The following is a 25596-nucleotide window of genomic DNA, read 5'->3' on the forward strand; positions in this document are numbered from 1 at the left end:
CTCCCATCCTCCTGGGGGCGGCGGGCGCGCCTTCCGCTTCAGGAGTCATCCTCGATGGTGTTGTCGTTCGCGCTGCGAAACATCCTGGCGCGCCCCCGGAGCTGGATTGTCGGACTGCTCGCGGCCGGAATGGCGGCTCTGCTGACGATGGGGCTCGCCCTCGTGGGCAGCATCGCCGAGGGGACGCGCAAGAGCCTCATCGAGAGCGGTGCCGGCCACCTGCAGGTCTATCACTCCGCCTCGGGCGGGGTGCCGCAGCTGTTGCCGGGGCCCGGGGGCTCGCCGGAGCTCGTCCCGCTGCCCGACTATGCCGCGCTCGAGCCCCGACTGCGCTCGGTGGAGGGCGTGGCCGAGGTGGTGCCGCTGGAGGCGGGCGGGGCCTCGGTGTTCCGCGGCAACTACCTGGATGAGCGCTTCGCCGCGGTGCGCGCGGTGGCCCGGGAGCCCGCCTCCGAGGAGCGTCGGGCCCGGCTGGGGCGGCTCGCGGAGGACCTGAGGCACACCCTGGAGCGAGTCGCCCGGGATGCACACCGGCGGGAGGAGGCGTTCGCGAACGATGTCTCCGCGCGGGAGGACCTGCTCGCGCTGGAGGAGGTGACCTCGGAGCGCTTCTGGGCGCGCTTCACCGAGGAGCCCCTGCCAGCGCTCGAGTTCCTCGAGAACCGCGTGGCCCGGCAGGCGGGGGAGGGCGCCTCCATCGGCGTCGACTACCTGGGGACGGATGTGCCGCTGTTCGCGCGGGCCTTCTCGCGCTTCGAGCTCGTCTCCGGCGAGCTGCCTCCTCCGGGCACCCGCGGGCTGCTGCTGGGGCACGGGGCTTACGAGCAGTATTTCAAGCTGCCCATCGCCGCCCGGTTGGACGAGCTGAAGCGCGAGCGCGAGCGGGGGAGCACCTTCGCGGGCGATGAGCGGGCCCGGACGCTGGTGGAGCGCAACCTGACGGAGCTGGGAGACCTGCTGTCGCGGCTGGACGTGGAGCGGGCCTCCGCGCTGCGGGCCGTGCTGGTGCGCCAGCTGGGGCACGAGGGAGAGTTGGAGGCCCTGCTGAAGGAGTTCCTCACGCTCGATGATGGGAACTTCGACACGCGCTACGCGGCCTTCTACGCCGAGCTGGCGCCGCACCTGCCGCTGTACCGCGTGCGGCCCGGGGACACCCTGTTGCTGCGAGGCGCCCTGGAGGTGGGCTCCGGCGTCGCGGTGCGGGTGTGGGGGACGTTCCGCTTCCGAGGGCTCGGCGGGGACCTGAGCCGGGCCAACAGCACCAGCCTGGTGGACCTCGTCACCGCGCGCCTGCTGTCGGACCGGATGACGCGCTCCCAGGCGGAGGAGGCCCAGAGGCTGCTGAATGAGCTCGGCCTGTCCGGCTCCGCGCAGGAGATGTCGGCCACCGATTTCGGCCTGCCGACGGTGGTGGACGTGGAGTCCGTGGCGCCTGGTGGCGCGGAGCCCGTCTTCGAGCGGGAGGCGGCGGGGCCCTCCATGCGCTTCACCGACGCGGAGCAGAAGGACGGGGTGCTGCATGCGGCCCTCGTGTTGAAGCCTGGGGTGTCCTCCGAGGACGTCGTCGAGCGAATCCGCCTGCTCGCCGGAGAGCAGAAGCTCCCGCTGGAACTGGCGGACTGGGAGGAGGTGGGCGGCTTCGTCAGCGGCCTGGTGGGGATGAGCCGGCTGCTGCTGTTCGCGCTCGCGCTGCTGGTGGGGCTCTTCGTGCTGCTGGTGTCGGCCGGGACGCTGCTGCTGCTGGCGCGCGAGCGGGTGGGCGAGGTGGGCACCCTGCGGGCAGTAGGCATGCAGCGCAGCCAGGTGTTCCTCGGCCTGCTGTGGGAGGGGTTGTTGCTGGGGGCCCTGGGGAGCGTGCTCGGCATCGCCCTGGGGGCCGCCGTGCTGCTGGGCGCCGCGGGCCAGGGGCTCCCCGTGCGCGACGAGTCCCTCCAGTTCTTCCTCGGTGGCCCGGTGCTGTACCTGAGGCTCGAGGCCTGGCACGCGCTCGCCGTGGGGCTGGGGTGCTCGGCCGTGGTGATGGGGGCCTCGCTGGTGCCGGCGTGGCGTGGTAGCTCGGTCACTCCCATCGTGGCCATGCGGCAGAGGGAGGACTGATGTTGGCCGTGCTCCGGATCGCCCTTCGCAACCTCCTGCTGCATCGCGAGCGGGGGCTGCTGCTGTTCTGTGTCATCTCCGGCGCCAGTGCGCTGCTCGTGGGGGTGATGGCCCTGAAGACGGGCGTGGCCGCCACCCAGCGCGAGGTGGTGACGACGTTCCTCAGCGGGGACCTCAACATCGGCGGCTACTTCAAGGTGCACCCCGACTCCATCGCCCCGGTCATCGGCGACGCCCCCCGGGTGCGTGCCGTGGCGGAGCCCCTGCTGCCCGCGGAGTGCCGTCTGCGCGAGCGAGGGCGCGGCCAGGCCACCGCGGGCGCGGGACGCTACCGGGCGGGCTCTTACATGATGGGCCTGGACGTGACGCGCGAGCAGGACTCCCTGCACCACTTCAAGCTGAAGGAGGGCACGCTCCAGTCGCTGGAGAAGCCGCGCACGGTAGCGCTCTCCACGCAGCTCGCCGAGCGGCTCCGCGTCAAGCAGGGGGACATCACCACGCTCTTCATGCAGACGGCGGGAGGCAAGCGCAACGCGCTGGACGTGGAGGTGGTGGCCCTCACCGAGCGGGCCGGGCTGCTGGGCGAGTCCGCCGGCATCCTCGTCTCCAATGCCACGCTGCGGGAGCTGGGCGGGTATCAACCACGGGCCGCGGGCGTGTTCCAGCTCACCTGCGGCGAGACGACGGACGTGGATGCCCTGGCGGGCCGCCTGCGTGAGGCGCTGCGCCAGGCGGGCTTCGAGGTGCTCCCGGCCTCGCACGAGGCCTACGGGGACAAGCTGACGCCCCTGCTGCGCGAGGGCTGGGCCGGCCAGCGCCTGGACGTCTCCACCTGGGAGGACGAGTCCTCCTTCCTCTCCTTCATCAACGATGGGCTGTCCGCCCTGACGTTCTTGGTGGGGATGCTCGTCTTCGGGCTCGTGGTGGTGGGGCTCTTCGTCTCCCTCAACGTGGCCGTCCGCGAGCGCACGCGGGAGATTGGCACGCTGCGCGCCATGGGCATGCAGCGCCCGGCCGTGGTGGGCATGTTCGTGCTGGAGGGCCTGCTGCTGGGACTGGTGGCCTCCAGCCTCGGAGGCGCGCTGGCCGCGGTCGGGTGCACCTTCCTGCAGGGGTCCGTCACCCTGCCGGAGGCGCTCGCCGGCTTCCTCTTCAGCGGCACCCTGCCACTGGAGCCGCACCTGTCCCAGGTGGTGTCCGCCGTGGTGCTCGTCACCGTGGCCGCGGGCCTGGCCTCCATCCTCCCCGCGGCGCGTGCCGCCTCGCTCCCACCCCGTTCGGCCATGGAGTCCCTGTGATGAAACCGCGTGCCCTGGTGTCCGCCCGTGCCCTCACGCTCTCCGTGCTGCTGCCCGCCATGGCGGGGGCCGCGGAGGACAAGTCCCCGTCCACGCCTCCGGCTGCGGCTGCGGCACCGGCTCCCACCGCGCCCGCATCCGCCCCCGCGGCTTCGGCCAACGAGCTGCTTCGCCTCATCGACAAGCGGATGTCCCTGGCCAGCGACTACAAGGGCGTGGTGCGCATCCGGGAGATCCGCAAGGACGGTGTCGAGCGGGCCATCGAGATGAACGTCTACCGCCGCGACTCGACGCAGAACTTCCTCATGCTCATCACCCAGCCGCGCAACATGGCGGGCGGCGGGTACCTGCGGATCGGCGGCAACCTGTGGGAGTACAGCGCCTCCACCGGGCAGTGGGTGCGCACCACGCGGCGCGCCAACATCGTGGGCACCATCGCGTGCGAGGGCGACTTCGACCGGCCGCGGCTGTCCGAGGACTATGACGCCAAGGAGGATGGCTCGGAGACGATCCGCGGCACCCCCTTCCGCAAGCTCCTGCTGACGGCGAAGCAAGGCGCGGAGGTCAGCTTCCCCCTGCTGCGGCTGTGGCTGGACGCGGACAACAACATCGTCAAGCGCGTCGGGTATGCGCCATCGGGCCGGACGCTGCGCACCGACGTCGTCCGCGGCTACCAGCGGCTGAAGGATCCGATCTCGGGCGAGTCCGTCCTCCACTACCGCGAGGTGCTCGAGCTGGAGGAAGAGGAGGGCACGCAGATCATCGTGCGTTACGAGGACGTGCAGCTCGCGCCCTTGGATGCCAACATCTTCACCAAGACGTGGCTCGAGGGGCGCCTGCGGTAGGGGCGTGTCCACGAGCTTCGTGGAAGGAGTCGTGTTGCGCATGCTCCCTCTCCCTTTGGGAGAGGGCGGGGGGTGAGGGTCGTCGCCAGGAGTTTCCGCATGTCACGCCCGGTGGCGCTATTGCTACTCATGTTCCTCGCCGGGTGTGGCGCCATGACAAGAGGCGTTCGTCCCGGCACCGGCCAGGAAAAGCTCCGCGCAATCGCTGCTTCTACGCCGGTCATGCTGGGGGGTACTCTGCCTGCGGCGCCGGTTGCCCCGCCCCCGCCGATGCCGCTCCGGGGCATTTCCGGCGAGGGCTTGGGGAACGGCATTCCACGCGCCGTGCTCCATGGCACGCACTTCGGCGACATTCATGGATGGGTCCAAGGCTGCTATGCGCCCAAAGCCACGGTGGCCAGGGAGAAACCTGTGCGCACGCCTCCCGCTCCGTTGCCAGCTCCAGAAGCCGGCAGTGACAGGGACAAAGAGAGCCTGGGGCGCCTCTATGCGACCTACACGAAATTCAACCCCAAAAGCAGCCGCCACTACTCGGGGCGCACAAGCATGGTTGTCGATCTGCGTAAACCCCTCCGTCCGCAGGCTGAACAAGCAGTTGCCACGCGAGATTCGAACCACCACACCGACGAAAGCGGTGAGCCGCAGAGCCCTGGGTTCCGGCAGGCCGTGCTTGACGAGTTCGATGTCGGAACCGCCCTCAACTACGCGAATAGATATAGCGATATCGCTTATTGGCGGGTTCGTGGAAGAGAGCAGCAGTTGATTGATTTCTTTGGAGGCGCGCAGTCCGATACTCGAGAGCCATATCGAACGGAGAACGTCAATCGCGGCGTGGCGAAAGACAACCCGCTGGGCAGGCTGTTCCATGACGCCGCCTCGAAAAAGTGGGGGCAAATCCACCCCTACACCGGAGATTGAGAGATGCGAAAGCAGAAACACAAGACAGGGACATTTGTCAGAATTGCTCTCGCAGAGGGCTCCTTTGGTTACGGAAGGCTGCTTGAATCCCCTTATGTCGCCTTCTACAAACACAAAACCACAAGTCCGGATTCTGAGCTGGCTGGGATCGCGTCAAAACCCATCCTCTTCAAGACGGCTGTCCGCAATCTGGCCTTGGATTCGTGGGAGTTCATCGGGTGGAGAGCACTCGAGGAGCACCTGACTCAGCCTCTCGTCCGGTTCATGCAGGACGTGGGCGACTTCCGTCGCTGCACGATCTTCGACACCGCCGGCAACGAGAGAGCCGCCGAGCCCCAGGAATGTGTGGGTCTCGAGCGGGCGGCGGTCTGGGAAAAGGAGTCCATCGAGGAACGCCTGCTCGATGCCTTGCTGGGGCGACCCAATGCCGATGAGGAGCGCCTGAAGGTACGACTGCGATAGGGCTCGGTGGTCCGAGCCCTTCACCTGTCATGGTTCCGCAGGCGCCGCGCCCCCCGCCTCACCCCGCCGCCTGCTCCCCGCAGACTCCCACCATGGCGAGCAGCCGGGCCACGAAGTCCTTCACCCCGGGATGCTCCAGGGCGCTGGAGTGCCCGCCCGGGAGCAGCACCACGTCGATGCGCTCGCGTGGCACGTACCGGCTCCATCCGAGCGTCTCGTCCTGCGTGGGCGTGCTCGAGGCCCGGAAGAAGCGCAGCCGCGCGTGGGGCAGCTCCGGGACGGGCCACCCCGGAATCTGCGGCGGCAGTAGCTCGAGCATGCGCGACAGGCGGGCCAGGTCCTTCCCCGTGAAGTGGGCCGCCACTGCCCCCGTGTCGCGCGCCCGGGTCGCCACGCGCTCCCACCGCTCGTCCTGCGGCAGCGGGGCCAGCTCGCGCTCCAGCTCCTCGCTGAGCACCTCGAACATCTTGGCGATGGCCAGGTCCGGCGCGAGCTGCACCGGCTCCACTTCCTTCATGACGTGGTCGGTGATGGTGTCCATCATCGCCAGCAGCTCCACCCGCTCCCCCGCCGCCTCGAGCGCCGCCGCCACGCCGTAGGCCGGGTAGCCGCCGAACGAGTGGCCCAGCAGCCGGTACGGCCCCTGGGGCTGGATGGCGCGGATGTCCGCCACGTACTCCTCGATGCGCTCGGCGAAGGTTGCGAAGGTGCGTGGGGAGAGCGTCTCGGGCGCCTGGATGCCGAAGCAGCGCAGGTGCGGCTCCAGCAACGGCGTGAGGTGGCGGTAGTAGTGCAGCTCGCCGTCACCCGGGTGGAAGAGGAAGATCGCCGGCGCATCCGCCGGAACGTCCGGGCCGTGCAGGGGCACCACGCTCGAGAGCGCGCCTCCCTCCGCCAGCAGCTCCGCCAGCGCATCCGCCGCGTCCTTCAGCACCGGATTCTGGAAGAGGGTGGCCAGCGGCACCGGCATGCCGAACTCCTCCTCCATGCGCCCCAACAGCCGCATGGCGAGCAGCGAGTCGCCGCCAATCTGGAAGAAGTCGTCCCCGGGTCCCACCTCGGGCTGATGCAGCACCTCACTCCACAGGCGCTGCAGCCGCATCTCCAGCGTGGAGCGGAAGGCCAGCTCCTGCGACGCCGCCGGCGTCTCCGTGGGCGCGGCGGGCGCTGCTTCCGGGGACGGCAGGGCGCGCCGGTCCACCTTGCCGTTGTTGTTGATCGGCAGTTGCTCCATGACGACGAAGGCCGCGGGGACCATGTACGCGGGAAGCTCCGCCGCCACGTGCGAGCGCAGCGCGTCCGCCCCGACCGAGGTGGGCGCCTGCACCCAGGCACAGAGCTGCTGCAGGCCCGCCGCCGACGTGCGCGCGAGCACCACCGCCTCCTCCACCTTCGGGAAGCGCCGCAGACAGTTCTCTATCTCCGACAGCTCGATGCGGAAGCCGCGGATCTTCACCTGATGATCCGCCCGCCCCAGGAAGCGCAGGCGGCCGTCGGGCTGCAGCCGGGCCAGGTCTCCGGTGTGGTACATGCGCGCGCCCGGCTCGGCCGAGAACAGGTCCGGCAGGAAGCGCTCGGCCGTCATGTCCGGCGCGCCGAGGTAGCCGCGCGAGAGCGCCGCGCCTGCGATGTACACCTTGCCCGGCAACCCCGGGAGCACCGGCTCGAGGTGCTCGTCCAGCAGGTAGAAACGGACGCGGGGGATGGGGCGGCCGATGGGGAAGGTGACGTCGGTGCCCACTCCCTCGGCGCCTGGGATGTCGCAGGTGGCCGAGGTGATGGTGCACTCGGTGGGGCCGTAGACGTTGAGCCAGGGCGCGTGCGCGCCGCCCACGCGCAGCCAGGCCTCGTACGTCTCGCGCTTGAGCACGTCTCCACCGGGTGCCAGCAGCCGCAGCCGCGAGGGCACGCGCTGGCCCAGGGCGTCCATCTGCCGCACCCACTCCTCGATGTACGTGGGCGGCAGGCTGATGATGGTGATGTCCTCCTGCTCCAGCGAGGGCGTGAGGGCATGTGCCGGCACCAGCCCGTTGCGCATCACCACGGTGGCGCCTACGGCCAGCGGTGGGTACAGGTCCTCGGCGGCCGCGTCGAAGCTGAGCGGGGCGAACTGCAGCATCCGGTCGCCCGGGCGCAGGCCGAAGCGGGCGGCGATGGCCAGGTTGTGGTTCACCACCGAGCGGTGCTCCACCATCACGCCCTTGGGCTCGCCGGTGGAGCCGGAGGTGAAGATGATGTAGGCGAGCTGCGCGTCGGACACCGTCCGGGGCCCGGGGCCGAGCTCCCCCGGTATCTGCTCGGGCTGGGGCGGCACCTCCACGAGCGACACGAGCCCCTCGTGGGCCTCCTTCAGCGCCGCGTCCACCCAGAGGGTGCGTGCTCCCGCGCGCTCGAGCGCCAGACGCTTGCGGGGCTCCGGCCAGCCTGGATCCAACGGGACGTAGGCGCCGCCGGCCTTGAGGATGCCCAGCAGCACCGCGAGCCCCTGCGCGGAGGGCTCCATCACCACGCCCACCCGCTCCTCGGGCCGCAGGCCGCTCGCGACGAGGCGGGAGGCCAAGAGGTTGGCGCGGGCGTTGAGCTCGGCGTAGCTCCAGGTGGTGGTGCCATGGGCCACCGCGGGCGCCTCGGGCGTGCGGCGCACCTGGGCCTCGAAGAGCGTGTGGATGCAGGCCCCGGCCGGCACCTGTTGCGTCCCACCGTCGAGCGCCTCCAGCACCTGCTGGCGCTGCGAGGCCGGAAGCAGCGCCAGCCGCGACAGCGGCGCGTCCGGAGCCCGTACCACCTCGGAGAAGAGCTGCTCGAAGGCGCCGCTCATGCGCTCGGCCGTGCGCGGGGTGAAGAGGGCCCCGTCGGTGGCGAGCGTGCACTCCATGCTCCCGGACTTCTCCAGCAGGTGCACCACCACGTCATAGGCCGGGATGATGCCCTCTCCCGCCAGGTCCGACATGGCGAGCCCCGCGAAGCCGGGGGCACTGAAGGTGTCGAGCATCAGCAGGGCCTGGGCCAGCGGCGGTGCGGTGCGGTCCGCATCCGGCTGGGCCACGTCCACGATGCGCTTGAAGGGAATCTCCTGGTGGGTGGTGGCGTGCAGCACCACGTCCCGGGTCCGCTTCAGCAGCGCGCGGAAGGAGAGCTCGCCGGAGAGGTCCGTGCACAGGGGCAGCACGTTGGCGAAGTAGCCCACCATGCGCTCCGTCTCCGGCAGGAGGCGTCCCGAGAAGGGCGAGGCCACCACCACGTGCTCCTGGCCGCTCAGTCGGTGCAGCCATGCCTGGGTGAGGGCGAGCATGGCGGTGAAGGTGGACACGCCCTCCTGCCGGGCCAGCGTCTTGAGCGCGGCCACACTCCCAGCGCCCAGCGTGAGGCGCACCGGCCGCATGTTGGCGTTGAGCGCGGGGGCGCGGCGCGGGAAGTCCAGCGGCAGGTCTAACACCGGAGGCGCGTTCGCCAGGGCCTGCTTCCAGGACTCGAGGCTCTCCTCCACCTGGCGCAGGTGCTCCGGGCCGCGCTGCCAGCGCGCGAAGTCCGAGTACTGCACGAGGGCTGGCGGCAGCGCGGGGGACTGGCCCGCGAGCGTCGCGTGGTAGGCCCGCGCCAGTTCGCCCAGGAAGGACTGCATGCCCAGGCCATCCATCACCAGGTGGCTGAGGGAGGCGATGAGCACGTGCCGCGTGCCCGCCGTGTCCAGTTGGAGGAGCTCGAAGCGGTAGAGCGGCCCGCGCGCCAGCTCGAAGTGCTGCCGGCCGTGGCGCGTGGCGATGTCATTGGCCACCGCCAGGGACTCCTCGGGCGGAAGGTGCGACAGGTCCGTGCGGAGCAGCCGCGGGCGGGCCGCCGTGTCCACCTGGACCAGGAGTGTCTCGCCCCGCAGGATGAAGGTGCTGCGTAGCGTCTCGTTGCGCTCCACCACGCCCACGATTGCCGCTTCCAGCGCGGCGGCGTCGAGCGCGCCTTCGAGCACGGAGGCGATCATGACGACGAAGGGCGGCGCCTCCGGAAGCTGCAGCGCGTACCAGAGCCGCTCTTGCACCAGCGAGGGCGGGACGCTCGTGGGCCGCTCTCCCTCGGGAGGCAGCAGCCGCTCCGCCTTGCGGCCGGGAGCGGTGCCGAGCCGGGCCGCGAGCCCCGCCACGGTGGGCGCGGAGAAGAAGGCGGTGAGGGGCAGCTCGACGCCGAAGGCCTGGCGTACGCGGGCCACCAGCCGGGTGGCGCTCAGGGAGTGGCCGCCGAGGTGGAAGAAGTCATCCTCGCGGCGCACCGTCTCCACGCCGAGCACCTGGCTGAAGAGCTGCGCCAGCAACTCCTCCACGGGCCCACGAGGCGGCTCGCCCGGGGACGCGGCCTCGGACTGCTCCACGGGCAGGGCCGCGAGCGCCTTGCGGTCCACCTTGCCGTTGGCGGTGAGGGGCAGTTGGGGGAGCACGATGAGGCGCGAGGGCACCATCGCGTCCGGCAGCACCGAGGCCAGTGCCTGGCGCAGCGCCTCCGCGTCTCCGGAGGTGGCGTCCGCGCGGGCGATGAAGCCCTCCAGGCGCAGCTCCCTCCCGTGCTGGCGCGCGAGCACCGCTGCCTGGCGCACTCCGGGCTGGCGCAGCAGGGCGGCCTCCACCTCCTCCAGCTCGATGCGCACGCCGCGCACCTTCACCTGGAAGTCGGTGCGGCCCAGGAAGCCGAGCGTTCCGTCCTCGTTCCAGCGGACGCGGTCGCCCGTGCGATAGAGGCGCGCGCCCGGAGTCCCGGAGAGAGCATCCGGGACGAAGCGCTCGGCGGTGAGGCCGGGGCGTCCGTGGTAGCCGCGCGCGAGGCCCTCTCCTCCGATGTAGAGCTCGCCGGGGACGCCCGGAGGGGTGGGCTGACCGAGCCCATCCACCACGTAGAGGCGCACCCTGTCGAGGGGGCGGCCCAGGCGGATGGGCGCGCCGGGCCGCAGCGGGCTGAGTGTGGTGAAGCAGGTGTTCTCGCTGGGCCCGTAGCCGTTGAGCAGCCGGAGCTGGCCCGTGGCGAGCCGTTGCACGAGAGACTCGGGAGGCGCCTCGCCGCCGAGCTGGAGGTAGGAGAGGACGCGCAGGGCCTCCGGGGCCTCCGGCTCCTCGAGGGCGGCCGAGAGGACGGACGGAGTGGCGAGCAGGTGCGTGGCCCGGTGCTGGAGGATGTCCCGGGCCATGCCCAGCGGACCGGTCTCTCGCAGGACGATGCGAGCGCCGCGCGCCAGGGGGTAGAGCAGCTCCGCCACGTGGACGTCGAAGGCCACCGAGGCGGCCGCCAGCGTGGTGTCTCCGGGCCGCGAGGGGTAGCCGGTGTCGGCCGCGGCGAAGAGGTGGCAGAGGTTGCGGTGGGTGAGGGCCACGGCCTTGGGCTCGCCCGTGGAGCCAGAGGTGAAGAGGACGAGGGCGAGGTTCTCCGGAGCGGCCGGACGCAGCGGCGCCGAGGCCCTGTGCGCATCGGGGGCCACACACGTGAGTCCCTCCACCGGCTCGGGGAAGGACTCGGGGCGGGCCACCACCAGGCGAGCGCCCGCCGAGCGCAGCAGGGCGGTGCGGCGGGAGGCCGGGTGGGCCACCTCCAGGGGCAGGTAGGCCGCGCCGGCCTTGAGGATGGCCAGCAGCGAGACGAGCAGCTCGCTGGAGCGCTCCAGGCACACGCCGATGACGCTCTCGGGGCCCGCGCCCAGGGCCGCCAGCTGGTGGGCGAGGGCGGTGGCACGCTCGTCGAGCTGGCGGTAGGTGAGGGCGCCGTCGCGGGCGAGCAGGGCGGGAGCCTCGGGGGCGCGTGCGGCCTGGGCCTGGAAGAGCGAGGCGTAGGTGGTGCCGGTCTCGAAGGGCCTCCAGGTGTCGTTGAAGGAGCGCACCACGTGCTCGCGCTCCTCACCGGAGAGCAGCGGCAGCGCCTCGAGGCGGGTGTCCGGAGCGTGCAGCGCGTGCTCGAGCAGGCGCAGGTAGTGCTCCAGCATGCGCTGCACGGTGCTGGCCTCGAACAGCTCGGTGCTGAAGTCGGCGGAGATCTCCAGCGAGGGACCGTTCTCCAGGACGATCAGCGCCAGGTCGAACTTGGAGGCCGTGCTGGAGAGCTCGATGGAGCGGGTGGCGAGCCCCGGGAGTGCATCGGACATGGATTGGCCGATGCGGTTCCAGACGAAGGCCACCTGGATCAGCGGGGAGCGGTTGGAGCTGCGCTCGACGCCGAGGTGAGAGATGAGCTTCTCGAAGGGGACGTCCTGGTGGGCGAAGGCGTCCAGGGCGGTGGTGCGGACCTGAGCCAGCAGAGAGGCGAAGGAGGCGTCAGGCTGGGGCTGGGAGCGCAGGACGAGGGTGTTGACGAAGAGGCCCACCACTTGCTCGGAGGAGGGGTGGGTACGGCCGGAGACGGGGACGCCGACGCAGAGGTCCTGCTGGCCGCAGTAGCGCGAGAGCAGGGCGGAGAAGGCGGCGTAGAGGGCCATGAAGGGGGTGACCTGATGCTGGCGGCACAGGGCACCCAGGGCCTGGGAGAGAGACTCGGACAGGCGGAGGGAAGCAGTGGAGGAGCCCGAGTCGGAGAGGAGGGAGGGGCGGGGCTTGTCGGTGGGCAGCTGGAGGAGGCGGGGAGCGTCTTCCAACTGGGAGCGCCAGAAGCGCAGCTGCGCCTCTTCACGGGAGAGGAGAGCGGGAGTGCGCTGCCAGGCGGCGACGTCGGAGTTGTCCAGCAGGGGCGCGGGCAGGGAGGGCGGCTGATGCTGGAGGAAGGCGGCGTAGGCCTGACCCAACTCGCGCATGAGGATGTCGAGGGAGAGGCCGTCGACGAGCAGGTGGTGGAAGACGAGCAGGAGGGCATGGCGCCCGGGGGAGAGCCGCCACAGCCAGAAGCGGTAGAGCGGGCCCTGAGCCATGTCGAAGGGCTTGTCCGCCTCCTGGCGGAGCCGGGCCGTCAGGCGGGAGGCTGCCTCGGGCAGCCCGGCCAGGGACTCGAGATGCAGCACCCGCTCGGGAACGGGCAGCAGGACGGGGGCGGGATTGCCCTCCTGGGAGGGCACGGCCAGACGGAGCACGGGGTGACGTGCCAGCAGCCAGCGCAGGGCCTGCTCCAGCACGTCGGCCTGGAGTGGCCCCTCCACCTCGACGGCGCCATCGATGTGGTAGGCGTGCGAGTCCGGCTGGAGCTGCTGCAGGAACCACATGCGCTCCTGTGCGAAGGACAGCACGGGAGGCGCGTCCGCTGGGCGGGGCGTGGGGGCGGGCAGCTCCGCCGTGTCGTGGCCCTGGCGCTGAGACACCTCGTGGGCGAGTCCCGCTACGGTGGGCGAGGAGAAGAGGGCGGTGAGCGGCAGCTCGACGCCGAAGGCTTGACGCACGCGAGCCACCAGCCGGGTGGCGCTCAGGGAGTGGCCACCGAGGTGGAAGAAGTCGTCCTCGCGGCGCACCGTCTCCACGCTGAGCACCTGGCCGAAGAGCTGCGCGAGCAACTCCTCCACGGGCCCGCGTGGGGCCTCACCCTGGGACGGGGACTCGGGAGCCTCCACGGGCAGGGCCGCGAGCGCCTTGCGGTCCACCTTGCCGCTGGTGGTGAAGGGCAGGGAGGGCAGGGCATGGAAGCGCGAGGGCACCATGGCCTCGGGCAGGGCACGGGCCAGCGACTGGCGCAGCGAGGCCAGCGCTGATTCGTTCTCCAGCACGAGGAAGGCCTCCAGGCGCATGTCGCGGCCAGAGCCCCGGATGATGACGGCGGCCTGACGCACGCCGGGCTGGCGCAGCAGGGCTGCCTCCACCTCTTCCAGCTCGATGCGCACGCCGCGCACCTTCACCTGGAAGTCGGTGCGGCCCAGGAAGCTGAGCGAGCCATCGGAGTTCCAGCGGACGCGGTCGCCGGTGCGGTAGAGGCGGGCGCCGGGGTCGCCGGAGAAGGGGTCTGGGAGGAAGCGCTCGGCGGTGAGCTCGGGACGGCCGCGGTAGCCACGGCCCAGGGGCGTACCCCCGATGAAGAGCTCGCCAGGAACGCCGGGGGGAACGGGCTCGCCTCGCTCGTCGAGAACGTAGATGCGGCACCGGTCCAGCGGGCGCCCCAGGCGCACGGGACGATCCAGCGGGGTGAATTCCGCGACGACGTTGATGCTCGTCTCGGTGGGGCCGTACGTGTTGACCAGCTTCGTCTTCGTCAGGGCGAGCTGCTGGACGAGCGGATCCGGCAGCACCTCGCCTCCGGTGACGAGCACCTTCAGCGAGCGGAAGGCCTCCAGGGCATCGGGTTCCTCCAGGGCCGTGGCGAGCGAGGAAGGCGTGATGACGGTGTGGGTGATGCCATGGTGGACGATGTCGCGTCCGAGCCCCAGCGGGCCGACCTCGCGCAGCACGGTGCGAGCCCCGCGCGTGAGGCTGAAGAGCACCTCCTCCAGGTGGATGTCGAACGACAGGCTGCCGGAGCAGGCCCAGCAGTCACCGGGCCGCGTCGCGTAGTACGGATCGAACGCCGCGAAGCAGTGGACGACGTTGCGGTGCGTGAGCTCCACGCCCTTGGGCTCGCCGGTGGAGCCGGAGGTGTAGAGCAGGTAGGCGAGGTTCTCCGCGCGGGCCCGGCGCGGCGGGGTGGAGAGGACGGCCTCGGTTGCCCGCACGTCCGGAGAGACGAGGGGCACCTCCAGCGTCACGCCGGAGAACAAGTTGGTGCGAGAGAGGACGAGGCGTGCGCCGGACTGGCGCAGCAGCGCGGCACGGCGGGCCGCGGGGTGCGAGGCCTCCAGCGGGAGGCACCCAGCGCCGCTCATGAAGATGGCGAACAGCGACACCACGGCATCGAGCGAGCGCTCCAGGCACAGGCCCACGACGGATTCGGGCCCGGCGCCCGCGGCGATCAGATGTGCCGCCAGACGCGAGGACTGTTCGGCGAGCTCACGGAAGGAGAGGGTGCCCTCGGGGGCCACGATGGCGGGGGCCTCCGGAGTGCGAGCCACCTGGTCCAGGAACAGAGAGACGACGGTGGCCTCGGAGTCGAAGGGCCGCTGGGTGTCGTTGAAGGAGAAGAGGACCTGCTGGCGCTCGGAGGGCGCGAGCAGGGAGAGGGCGTCCAGGCGCGTGTCGGGAGCGCGCAGGGCGTGCTCGAGGAGCCGGAGGTAGTGCTCCAGCATACGCTGCACGGTGCCGGCCTCGAACAGCTCGGTGCTGTACTGGAAGAAGAACTCGTAGCCCTCGGGGGACTCGATGGCCGTGAGGGACAGGTCGAAGGGGCTGCTGAGGATGTCCTGCTTCAGCGGGCGCACCTGGAGCCCGGGGAGCGCGTCGGCGAGGGAGTGCTCGACCCGGTTGAGGTCGAACATCACCTGGAAGAGCGGGGAGTGGTTGGGGCTGCGCTCGACGCCGAGGTGAGAGATGAGCTTCTCGAAGGGGACGTCCTGGTGTGCGAAGGCGTCGAGGGAAGAAGCGCGGACCTGGGCCAGGAGAGAAGCGAAGGAGGAGTCGGGCCTGGGCTGGGAGCGCAGGACGAGGGTGTTGACGAAGAGGCCCACCACCTGCTCGGAGGAGGGATGGGTGCGGCCGGAGACAGGGACGCCGACACAGAGGTCCTGCTGGCCGCAGTAGCGAGAGAGCAGGGCGGAGAAGGCGGCGTAGAGGGCCATGAAGGGGGTGACCTGATGCTGGCGGCACAGGACACCGAGGGCATGGGAGAGCGAGTCCGGGAGACGGAGCGACGAGGTGGAGGAGCCCGAGTCGGAGAGGACGGAGGGGCGGGGCTTGTCGGTGGGCAGTTGGAGGAGGCGGGGAGCGTCTTCCAGCTGGGAGCGCCAGAAGCGGAGCTGCGCCTCTTCACGTGCGAGGAGAGCGGGAGTGCGCTGCCAGGCGGCGACGTCGGAGTTGTCCAGCAGGGGCGCGGGCAGGGAGGGCGGCTGATGCAGGAGGAAGGCGGCGTAGGCCTGCCCCAACTCACGCAGCAGGATGCCCATGGACAGGCCATCCACCAGCAGGTGGTGGAAGACGAGCAGGAGGGCATGGCGCTCGGGGGAGAGCCGCCACAGCCAGAAGCGGAAGAGCGGGCCCTGAGCCATGTCGAAGGGCCGGTCCACCTCTTGGCGGAGCCGTTCGGCCAGCCGCTCCTTCGCATCGAGCCGTTCGGCCAGAGACTCCTGACGCAGCACCTGCCCGGGAACGGGCAGCAGGACGGGGGCGGGATTGCCCTCCTGGGAGGGCACGGCCAGACGGAGCACGGGGTGGCGCTCCAGCAGCCAGCGCAGGGCCTGTTCCAGCACGTCGGCCTGGAGTGGCCCCTCCACCTCGACGGCACCATCGATGTGGTAGGCGTGCGAGTCCGGCCGGAGCTGCTGCAGGAACCACATGCGCTCCTGCGCGAAGGACAGCACGGGAGGCGCGTCCGCCGGGCGGGGCGTGGGCGCGGACAGTCCGGCCATGCCGTGGCCCTGGCGCTGCGACAGCTCCCGCGCGAGCCCCGCCACGGTGGGCGAGGTGAAGAGGGCCACCAGGGGCAGCTCGACGCCGAAGGACTGGCGTACCCGTGACACCAACCGGGTGGCGCTCAGGGAGTGTCCGCCGAGGTGGAAGAAGTCGTCCTCACGGCGCACCGTCTCCACGCCGAGCACCTGGCCGAAGAGCTGCGCGAGCAACTCCTCCACGGGCCCACGTGGGGCCTCGCCCTCCGTGACCATGGGGCTCGCGTCCACCGCGAGCGCCGCCAGCGCCTTGCGGTCCACCTTGCCGTGGCGCGAGAGCGGCATCCGCTCCAGCGGGACGAGCGCCGCCGGGACCATGTACTCCGGCAGTGACTGCCTCAGCCACGCGCGCAGCTCGCCCTCGGGCACCGGCTCGCTCCTGGGCACCAGGAACGCCACCAGCCGCTTGTCTCCCGAGGCCTCGTGCACCACCACCGCGGCCTCGCTCACCGCCGGGTGCCGGCCGAGCACCGCTTCCACTTCTCCCAGCTCGATGCGGAAGCCGCGCACCTTCACCTGGAAGTCGATGCGGTCCAGGTACTCGATGTGACCGTCCGGCAGGTAGCGGACCAGGTCTCCCGTCCGGTACAGGCGTGCTCCGGGCGTGGAGGAGAACGGATCCGGAATGAACTTCTCCGCCGTCAGGTCCGGGCGCTCCTGGTAGCCGCGGCCGAGCCCGGCGCCTCCGATGAACAGCTCCCCGGGGACGCCCACGGGCACGGGGTGGAGGTTCTGGTCCAGCACGTAGACCCGCACGTTGCGCAGGGGCCGGCCGATGGTCGGCCCTTCTGGCCTGCTGCTGGCGGCGCAGGCAGTGGTGTCCACCGTGCACTCGGTGGGGCCGTAGACGTTGAAGAAGGAGATGCGGGGATGGTGCGCGAGCACGGCCCAGGTGGATGCGCTCAGCGCCTCGCCGCCCACCAGCACCCGCCGCGGGGTGCTCTCGGGCCGCGTTCCGAGCCCCTCGTCGAGCAGCAACCGCAGGTGCGCGGGAGAGCAGTCGAGCACGTCCAACTGGTAGCGCTCGATGTACGAGAGCATCGCGCTCACGTCACCCCGCGCCTCCTCGGGCATGATGCAGAGCGTGTGGCCGTGGGCGAGCTGGATGAGCTGCTTGACCGAGGCATCGAAGGACAGCGGGGCATTGAGGCTCACCCGCAGCGGCGCCTGGCTCCCGGCGTAGATGGCGGTCTCGAGCGCCGCCAGCAGGTTCACCACGGAGCGGTGCTGGATCATCACGCCCTTGGGCATGCCGGTGGAGCCCGAGGTGTAGATGACGTACGCGAGGTGCTCCGGGCCGCTCAGAGGAAGGGGATTGGACTCGGGCTCGCGCGCGAGCTCCGGTCCGTGCGTGTCCAGGCACAGCAGGCGCACGTCCTGGGCGGAGAGGCCGTCGGCGAGCTTCCGCCGGGTTATCAGCACGGGCGCGCGGGAGTCCCGGAGCATGAAGGCCAGCCGCTCCTTCGGGGTGGAGGGCTCGAACGGCACGTAGGCACCGCCCGCCTTGAGGATGGCGAGCACCGCCACCACCTGCTCGACCGAGCGCTCCAGGCAGAGGCCGACGCGGACCTCGGGGCCCACGCCGAGCCGGCGCAGCTGGTGCGCGAGCTGGTTGGCGCGGCGGTTGAGCTCGCCATAGGTGAGCACCTCGTCCCCGAGGCGCACTGCGGCCACGTGCGGCGCGCGGACCACCTGGGCCTCGATGAGCGTGTGGAGGCACGCGTCCGTGGAGTTGCTGGCGTGCGTCTGGTTCCACTCCACCAGCAGCCGGTGGCGCTCCGCGTCCGTCAGCAGCGGCAGCGCGCCGATGCGGGTGTCGGGGGCCCGCAGCGCGTGGGTGAGGAGCTGCTCGTAGTGGCTCAGCAGGCGTTGCAGGGTGCCGGCCTCGAACAGCTCGGTGCTGTAGCGGCAGGCCAGCGTGTAGCCCTGGGCGCTCTCGGTGACGACGAAGGAGAGCTCGAAGGGGCTCCCGAGGGCATCGGGTTGCAGGGGGCGGGCCTGGAGGCCGGGGAACGCGCTGGCCAGGGAGTGCTCGACCCGGTTGAGGTTGAACACGACCTGGAAGAGGGGCGTGTGGCTGGTGCTGCGCTCGACACCGAGTGCGCTGACGAGCCGCTCGAAGGGCACGTCCTGGTGCGCGAAGGACTCGAGGGAAGACGCGCGGACATGGGAGACGAGCGAGGAGAAGGAGGCGTCGGGCTGGAAGCGGGTGCGGAGGACGACGGTGTTGAGCAGCAGGCCGACGACGCCCTCGGTGGAGGGGTGGGTGCGGCCGGAGACGGGAGTGCCGACGCAAAAGTCATCCTGACCGGAGTAGCGGTGCAGGAGGGAAGCGAAGGCGGCGTACAGCACCATGAAGGGAGTGGCCTGGTGCTGGCGGCAGAAGTCGCGGAGGTCGCGCGAGAGGGAGGCGGGAAGGGGATGGAAGCCGGAGAAGCCGCCCTGGTGGGAGAGGACGGAGGGGCGGGGCTTGTCGGTGGGAAGCTGGAGGAGTGCGGGAGCGTCCGCGAGCTGGCGCTGCCAGAAGGAGAGCTGGGAGTCCTCACGGGAGAGGACGGGCTGGGAGCGGAGCCAGAGGGCAACGGAGGCGTTGTCCAGGCCCGGGGGCGCAAGGGCGGGCTGCTGCTTCTGGAGGAAGGCAGAGTAGGCCTGCCCGAGCTCGCGCATGAGGATGTCGAGGGAGAGGCCGTCGACGAGCAGGTGGTGGAAGACGAGCAGGAGAACGTGGCACTCGGGGGCGAGCTTCAGCAGCCAGCAGCGGTAGAGCGGACCCCGCTCCATGGCGAAGGGCTCGAGGGACTTCTCGCGCAGCCACCGGTCCAGCGCCTCCGCGTTGGACGGCTCATTCGCCGATTCGTGGCGGAGCACGTGCTCGGGAATGGGAAGGAGGACGGGAGCCGGAGCGCCGTCATGCGAGGGGACGGCGAGGCGGAGCACGGGGTGACGCGCCAGCAGCCAGCGCAGGGCCTGCTCCAGGGCGCTGGAGTCCAGGGGCCCGGAGAGCTCGACGGCCTCGGGCATGTGGTAGGCGCTGGAGTCGGGCTTGAGCTGCTGGATGAACCACAGCCGCTCCTGCGCGGGCGAGAGCACGGGAGGCGCGTCCGCCGGGCGAGGCGTGGGCGCGGGCAGCTCGGCGGTGCCGTGGCCCTGTCTCTGAGACAACTCCTGGGCGAGCCCCGCCACGGTGGGCGAGGAGAAGAGAGAGGTCAGGGGCAGCTCGACGCCGAAGGCCTGACGCACGCGGGCCACGAGCCGGGTGGCGCTCAAGGAGTGGCCGCCGAGGTGGAAGAAGCTGTCCTCGCGGCACACCGTCTCCACGCCGAGCACCTGGCTGAAGAGCTGGGCCAGCAACTCCTCCACGGGCCCGCGTGGGGCTTCGCCTTCGGATGCCAGGGGGCCAGCGTCCACGGCAAGCGCGGTCAGCGCTTTGCGGTCCACCTTGCCGCTGGTGGTGAAGGGCAGGGAGGGCAGGGCATGGAGGCGCGAGGGCACCATGGCCTCGGGCAGGGCGCGTCCCAGCGACTGGCGCAGCGAGGCCAGCGCGGACTCGTTCTCCAGCACGAGGAAGGCTTCCAGGCGCATGTCGCGGCCAGCGCCTCGGGTGATGACAGCGGCCTGACGTACGCCGGGCTGGCGCAGCAGCGCCGTCTCCACTTCCTCCAATTCGATGCGTACGCCGCGCACCTTCACCTGGAAGTCGGTGCGGCCCAGGAAGCTGAGCGAGCCATCGGCGTTCCAGCGGACGCGGTCGCCGGTGCGGTAGAGGCGGGCGCTGGGAGCACCGGAGAACGGATCCGGGACGAAGCGCTCGGCGGTGAGGTCGGGACGGCCGCGGTAGCCACGGCCCAGGCCCTGGCCACCGATGAAGAGCTCGCCCGGGACGCCGATGGGAACGGGCTGGCCGTGCTCGTCGAGCACGTAGGCCCGCGAGCGCTCCAGGGGACGGCCCAGGCGCACGGGCTGGCCGGGCCGCACCCGCTCCGAGATGATGCCGAGCGTCGTCTCCGTCGGCCCGTACATGTTGAGCAGGCTCGTGCGAGTCGGGGCGAGCTGCTGAACGATCTGCTCGGGCAAGGCCTCGCCGCCGAGGATGAGCACCTGGAGTGAGCGGAAGGCTTCCAGAGCGCCGGGCTCCTCCAGGGCCGTGGCGAGCGAGGAGGGCGTGATGGGCACATGCGTGATGCCATGGCGGAGGATGTCGCGCGCGAGCCCCAGCGGACCCACCTCGCGCAGCACGGTGCGAGCCCCGCGCGTGAGGCTGAAGAACAGCTCCTCGAGGTGGACGTCGAAGGAGGGGCTGGTGGAGGCAGCCCAGCAGTCACCGGGCCGCGTCGCGTAATACGCATCGAACGCCGCGAAGGCGTGGACGAGGTTGCGGTGGGTGAGCTCCACGCCCTTGGGCTCGCCGGTGGAGCCGGAGGTGTAGAGCAGGTAGGCGAGGTTCTCCGCGCGGGCCCGGTGCGGCGCGGCGGGGCGGACGGTCTCATTGGCCCCTGCGTCCGGAGAGACGAGCGGCACCGCGAGCTCCACGCCAGAGAACAGCTCCGGGCGTGAGACGACGAGGCGTGCGCCGGACTGGCGCAGCAGCGCGGCGCGGCGAGCCGCGGGGTGCGAGGCCTCCAGGGGGAGGCATCCGGCACCACTCATGAGAATGGCGAGGGGCACCACCACGGCATCGAGCGAGCGCTCCAGGCACAGGCCCACGACGGACTCGGGCCCGGCGCCCGCGGCGATCAGCTGGGAGGCCAGACGCGAAGACCGCTCGGCCAGCTCACGGAAGGAGAGGGTGCCCTCGGGGGCGACAACGGCGGGGGCGTCCGGAGTGCGGGCCACCTGCTCCAGGAAGAGCGAGACGAGGGTGGCCTCGGAGTCGAAGGGCCGCTCGGTGTCGTTGAAGGAGCGGAGGACCTGCTCGCGCTCGGAAGGAGGGAGCAGGGCGAGGGCACCGACGTGGGTGTCGGGTGCGCGCAGGGCGTGCTCGAGGAGTCGGAGGTAGTGCTCCAGCATGCGCTGGACGGTGCCGGCCTCGAACAGCTCGGTGCTGTACTGGAAGAAGAGCTCGTAGCCCTCGGGGGACTCGATGGCCGTGAGGGTGAGCTCGAAGGGGCTGTTGAAGAACTCCAGCTTCCGCCGGACGGCCTGGAGGCTGGGGAACGCGCTGGCCAGGGAATGCTCGACCCGGTTGAGGTCGAACATCACCTGGAAGAGGGGCGTGTGACTGGTGCTGCGCTCGACGCCGAGGGCACTGACGAGCCGCTCGAAGGGCACATCCTGGTGCGCGATGGCCTCCAGGGTGGAGGAGCGGACCTGCGCCAGGAGCGAGGAGAAGGAGGCGTCGGGCTGGAAGCGGGTGCGGAGGACGACGGTGTTGAGCAGCAGGCCGACGACGCCCTCGGTGGAGGGGTGGGTGCGGCCGGAGACGGGAGTGCCGACGCAGAGGTCATCCTGGCCGGAGTAGCGGTGCAGGAGGGAAGCGAAGGCGGCGTACAGCACCATGAAGGGCGTGGCCTGGTGCTGACGGCAGAAGGAGAGGAGGTCGCGCGAGAGGGAAGCGGGGAGGGGGTGGTAGCCGCAGAAGCCGCCCTGGTGGGAGAGGACGGAGGGGCGGGGCTTGTCGGTGGGAAGCTGGAGGAGGGCGGGAGCGTCCGCGAGCTGGCGCTGCCAGAAGGAGAGCTGGGAGTCCTCACGGGAGAGGACGGGCTGGGAGCGGAGCCAGAGGGCAACGGAGGCGTTGTCCAGGCCCGGGGGAGGAAGGGATGGCTGGCGCTGCTGGAGGAAGGCGGCATAGGCCTGCCCGAGCTCGCGCATGAGGATGTCGAGGGAGAGGCCGTCGACGAGCAGGTGGTGGAAGACGAGCAGCAGGACGTGGCGCTCGGGGGCGAGCTTCAGCAGCCAGCAGCGGTAGAGCGGACCCCGCGCGATATCGAAGGGCCTGTCCACCTCCTGGCGCAGGCGGGAAGCGGCCTCGGACTGGCTGCTCGGCGATTCATGACGGAGCACCTGCTCGGGGAGGGGGAGGAGGACGGGGGCGGGGTTTCCATCGTTGGAAGGGATGGCGAGGCGGAGCACGGGGTGACGTGCCAGCAGCCAGCGCAGGGCCTGCTCCAGGGCGCTGGGGTCCAGGGGCCCGGAGAGCTCGACGGCCTCGGGCATGTGGTAGGCGCTGGAGTCGGGCTGGAACTGCTGGATGAACCACAGCCGCTCCTGTGCGGGCGAGAGCACGGGATGCGCGTTCACCGGGAGGGGCGTAGGCGTGGGCAGCTCGGCCGTGCCATGGCCCTGACGCTGAGACAACGCCTGGGCGAGCCCCGCCACGGTGGGCGAGGAGAAGAGGGCGGTGAGGGGCAGCTCCGCGCCGAAGGCCTGACGCACGCGGGCCACGAGCCGGGTGGCGCTCAGGGAGTGGCCGCCGAGGTGGAAGAAGTTGTCCTCGCGGCGCACCGTCTCCACGCCGAGCACCTGGCCGAAGAGCTGGGCCAGCAGCTCCTCCACGGGTCCACGAGGCGGCTCACCCTGGGACGGGGACTCGGGCGCTTCCACGGGCAATGCCGCGAGCGCCTTGCGGTCCACCTTGCCGCTGGTGGTGAAGGGGAGGGAGGGCAGGGCATGGAAGCGCGAGGGCACCATGGCCTCGGGCAGGGCGCGTCCCAGCGACTGGCGCAGCGATGCCAGTGCGGACTCGTTCTCCAGCACGAGGAAGGCCTCCAAGCGCATGTCGCGGCCAGCGCCTCGGGTGATGACGGCGGCCTGACGCACGCCGGGCTGGCGCAGCAGGGCGGCCTCCACCTCTTCCAGCTCGACGCGTACGCCGCGCACCTTCACCTGGAAGTCGGTGCGGCCCAGGAAGCTCAGCGAGCCATCGGCGTTCCAGTGGACGCGGTCGCCGGTGCGGTAGAGGCGGGCGCCAGGCGTGCTGGAGAAGGGGTCCGGGACGAAGCGCTCGGCGGTGAGATCGGGACGGCCGCGGTAGCCACGGCCCAGGCCCAGGCCACCGATGAAGAGCTCGCCCGGGATGCCGATGGGAACGGGCTGGCCGTGCTCGTCGAGCACGTACGCGCGTGAGCGCTCCAGGGGATGGCCCAGGCGCACGGGCTGGCCGGGCAGCACCTGCTCCGCGACGACACAGATGGTCGTCTCCGTGGGGCCGTAGGCGTTGATGAGACTCGTCCGGCTCAGGGCGAACTGCTGCACGAGCTGCTCGGGGATCGCCTCGCCGCCGAGGGCGATCATCTTCATCGAGCGGAAGGCCTCGAGGGCACCGGGCTCCTCGAGCGCCGTGGTGAGTGAGGAGGGCGTGAGGACGGAGTGCGTGATGCCGTGGCGGACGATGTCGCGCGCGAGCCCCAGCGGGCCGACCTCGCGCAGCACGGTGCGAGCCCCGCGCGTGAGGCTGAAGAGCACCTCCTCCAGGTGCATGTCGAACGAGAAGCTTCCGCAGGCGACCCAGCAGTCACCGGGCTGCGTCACGTAATAAGGATCGAAGGAGGCGAAGGCGTGGACGACGTTGCGGTGGGTGAGCTCGGCGCCCTTGGGCTCGCCAGTGGAGCCGGAGGTGTAGAGCAGGTAGGCGAGGTTCTCCGCGCGAGCCCGGCGCGGCGGCGCGGAGAGGACGGCCTCGCTTGCCCGCACGTCCGGAGAGACGAGCGGCACCGCGAGCTCCACGCCGGAGAACAGCTCCGAGCGTGAGACGACGAGGCGTGCGCCGGACTGGCGCAGCAGCGCGGCCCTGCGGGCTGCGGGATGCGAGGCCTCCAGGGGGAGGCACCCGGCGCCGCTCATGAAGATGGCCAGCAGCGACACCACGGCATCGAGCGAGCGCTCCAGGCACAGGCCCACGACGGACTCGGGCTGTGCACCCGCGGCGATCAGATGGGAGGCCAGACGCGAGGACTGCTCGGCGAGCTCACGGAAGGAGAGGGTGCCCTCGGGGGCCACGATGGCGGGGGCGTCCGGAGTGCGGGCCACCTGGTCCAGGAAGAGGGAGACGAGGGTGGCCTCTGAGTCGAAGGGCCGCTCGGTGTCGTTGAAGGAGCGGAGGACCTGCTCGTGCTCGGCCGTGGAGAGGAGTGCGAGGGCGCCCACGTGCGTGTCGGGAGCGCGCAGGGCGTGCTCGAGGATCCGGAGGTAGTGCTCCAGCATGCGCTGGACGGTGCGGGCCTCGAACAGCTCGGTGCTGTACTGGACGGTGAGCGTGAAGCCGGCGGCGCTCTCGATGACGGTGAGGGAGAGGTCGAACTGGCTGGTGCCGGTGTCCACATGCACCGGGCGGGCGGAAAGCCCTGGCAGGGCCTCTGCGAGCGAGCGCTCCTCCTGGTACAGGTCGAACATCACCTGGACAAGTGGCGTCCGGCCGAGGCTGCGCTCCACCTGGAGGGCCTCCACCACGCGCTCGAAGGGGGCCTCCTGGTGCGCGTAGGCGGCCAGTACCTGCTCGCGCGACTGGGACAGCAGGGTGGAGAAGGGCGTGCCGAAGGTGACGGCTCCGCGCAGCACCACGGTATTGATGAAGAGGCCCACCAGGCCTTCCACCGCCAGGTGCGTGCGGCCGGCGACGGGCGTGCCTACGCAGAAGTCCGTCTGCCGCGAGTACCGGTACAGCAGCGCGGCGAAGGCGGCGTAGAACACCATGAAGGGCGTCACCTGCCGCTCGCGGCAGAGGGCGCGGACGGACTCGGTGAGCGAGGCGGGCAGCAAGCCCGGCTCGGTCTGCACTCCCTCCTCCAACCGGACCGCCGGACGCGGCTTGTCGGTGGGCAGCTCCAGCACGTGGGGCGCGCCGGCCAGTTGCCGCTTCCAGTAATCCAGGTGGGGTGCCTCGCGCTCCGTGGCGGCGGGCGTGCGCTGCCAGGCGGCGAAGTCGGCGTACTCCAGCGGCAGCGGGGCGAGCCGGGGGGCCCGTTGTTGGCCGAGCGCGGTGTAGAGCTCGCCCAGCTCCCGCATCAGCACGTTGTAGCTCCAGCCGTCCAGCACCAGGTGGTGCAGCACCAGCTCGAAGACGTGCCTGTCCGGCGCGAGGCGGAAGAGGTGGAAGCGGTAGAGCGGTCCGTGCTCCACGTCGAAGGGGCGCGTGGCCTCCTCGTGCAGCCGGTGCTGCAACCGCGCCTCCGGGTTGGCCTCGGCCGTCAGGTCCTCCGTGGCCAACACCCGCTCGGGTACTGGCCGCAGCGCCACCAGCGGGCGGCCCTCGGAGGAGGGGAAGACGGAGCGCAGGGCTTCGTGGCGTGCCAGCAGTTGCCGGAGCGCCGTCTCCAGCACCTGGGGCTCCAGCGCTCCGCTCAGCTCCACTGCCCGGGGGATGTTGTAGCTCGCCGCTCCCGGCGCGAGCTGATGCAGGAACCACATCCGCTCCTGCGCGGACGAGGGCACCGGGGGCTCGTTCGCCGGACGTCGCGCTGGCCCCGCGTCTCGCACCACGTTGGGCCGGGGCTCCACACCGGACGTGCCCTGGCTCTGGGTTCCTCCCTGGGGTCCGCGCTCGAGGAGCTGCTTGAGCAGCGCGCGCTTCTCACCAGGAGTCAGCTGATCGAACTCTTTTTGCGAGGCCATGATGTGGAGTGAATCGTCC

Annotated in this window: 6 protein-coding genes; 5 read left to right on the forward strand and 1 reads right to left on the reverse strand. The window is 71.1% G+C overall.

The genetic code is table 11. The features are described from left to right. The first annotated feature begins 54 nt into the window (after window positions 1-54). The 5 genes from OV287_RS13590 (at window position 55) to OV287_RS13610 (ending at window position 5620) form a co-directional block, all read left to right on the forward strand. Window positions 55-2097 carry an FtsX-like permease family protein gene (locus OV287_RS13590; RefSeq protein WP_267534450.1) on the forward strand — a complete coding sequence of 681 codons (2043 nt, stop codon included), beginning with the start codon at window positions 55-57 and terminating at the stop codon, window positions 2095-2097. Next, the gene (locus OV287_RS13595) at window positions 2097-3395 is read left to right on the forward strand and encodes an ABC transporter permease (protein ID WP_267534451.1); all 1299 of its coding nucleotides are present in this window, start codon (window positions 2097-2099) and stop codon (window positions 3393-3395) included. The genes OV287_RS13590 and OV287_RS13595 overlap by 1 nt, the downstream gene beginning before the upstream one ends. Continuing rightward, window positions 3395-4240, forward strand: a complete 846-nt coding sequence (locus OV287_RS13600; RefSeq protein WP_267534452.1) for an outer membrane lipoprotein-sorting protein — start codon at window positions 3395-3397, stop codon at window positions 4238-4240. Before OV287_RS13595 ends, OV287_RS13600 begins: the two co-directional genes overlap by 1 nt. A gap of 99 nt (window positions 4241-4339) precedes the next feature. Continuing rightward, entirely contained in the window at window positions 4340-5158 is an 819-nt protein-coding gene (locus OV287_RS13605) for a hypothetical protein (protein WP_267534453.1), read from the forward strand. Window positions 5159-5161: 3 nt separating this feature from the next. Then, complete coding sequence (locus tag OV287_RS13610; protein ID WP_267534454.1) at window positions 5162-5620, forward strand: Imm26 family immunity protein; 459 nt, start codon at window positions 5162-5164, stop codon at window positions 5618-5620. A gap of 58 nt (window positions 5621-5678) precedes the next feature. Here OV287_RS13610 and OV287_RS13615 read toward each other — a convergent pair whose 3' ends face one another. Next, entirely contained in the window at window positions 5679-25577 is a 19899-nt protein-coding gene (locus tag OV287_RS13615; protein WP_267534455.1) for a non-ribosomal peptide synthetase, read from the reverse strand. Window positions 25578-25596: the final 19 nt, after the last annotated feature.

The sequence above is a fragment of the Archangium lansingense genome, from assembly GCF_026626635.1.
Lineage (GTDB): Bacteria > Myxococcota > Myxococcia > Myxococcales > Myxococcaceae > Archangium > Archangium lansingense.

What these genes read in the sequence shown, in the direction of transcription:
- OV287_RS13615 (WP_267534455.1), bottom strand. Translation starts at nt 25,577, where the DNA reads ATGGCCTCGCAAAAAGAGTTCGATCAGCTGACTCCTGGTGAGAAGCGC.
- OV287_RS13590 (WP_267534450.1), top strand. Translation starts at nt 55, where the DNA reads ATGGTGTTGTCGTTCGCGCTGCGAAACATCCTGGCGCGCCCCCGGAGC.
- OV287_RS13595 (WP_267534451.1), top strand. Translation starts at nt 2,097, where the DNA reads ATGTTGGCCGTGCTCCGGATCGCCCTTCGCAACCTCCTGCTGCATCGC.
- OV287_RS13600 (WP_267534452.1), top strand. Translation starts at nt 3,395, where the DNA reads ATGAAACCGCGTGCCCTGGTGTCCGCCCGTGCCCTCACGCTCTCCGTG.
- OV287_RS13605 (WP_267534453.1), top strand. Translation starts at nt 4,340, where the DNA reads ATGTCACGCCCGGTGGCGCTATTGCTACTCATGTTCCTCGCCGGGTGT.
- OV287_RS13610 (WP_267534454.1), top strand. Translation starts at nt 5,162, where the DNA reads ATGCGAAAGCAGAAACACAAGACAGGGACATTTGTCAGAATTGCTCTC.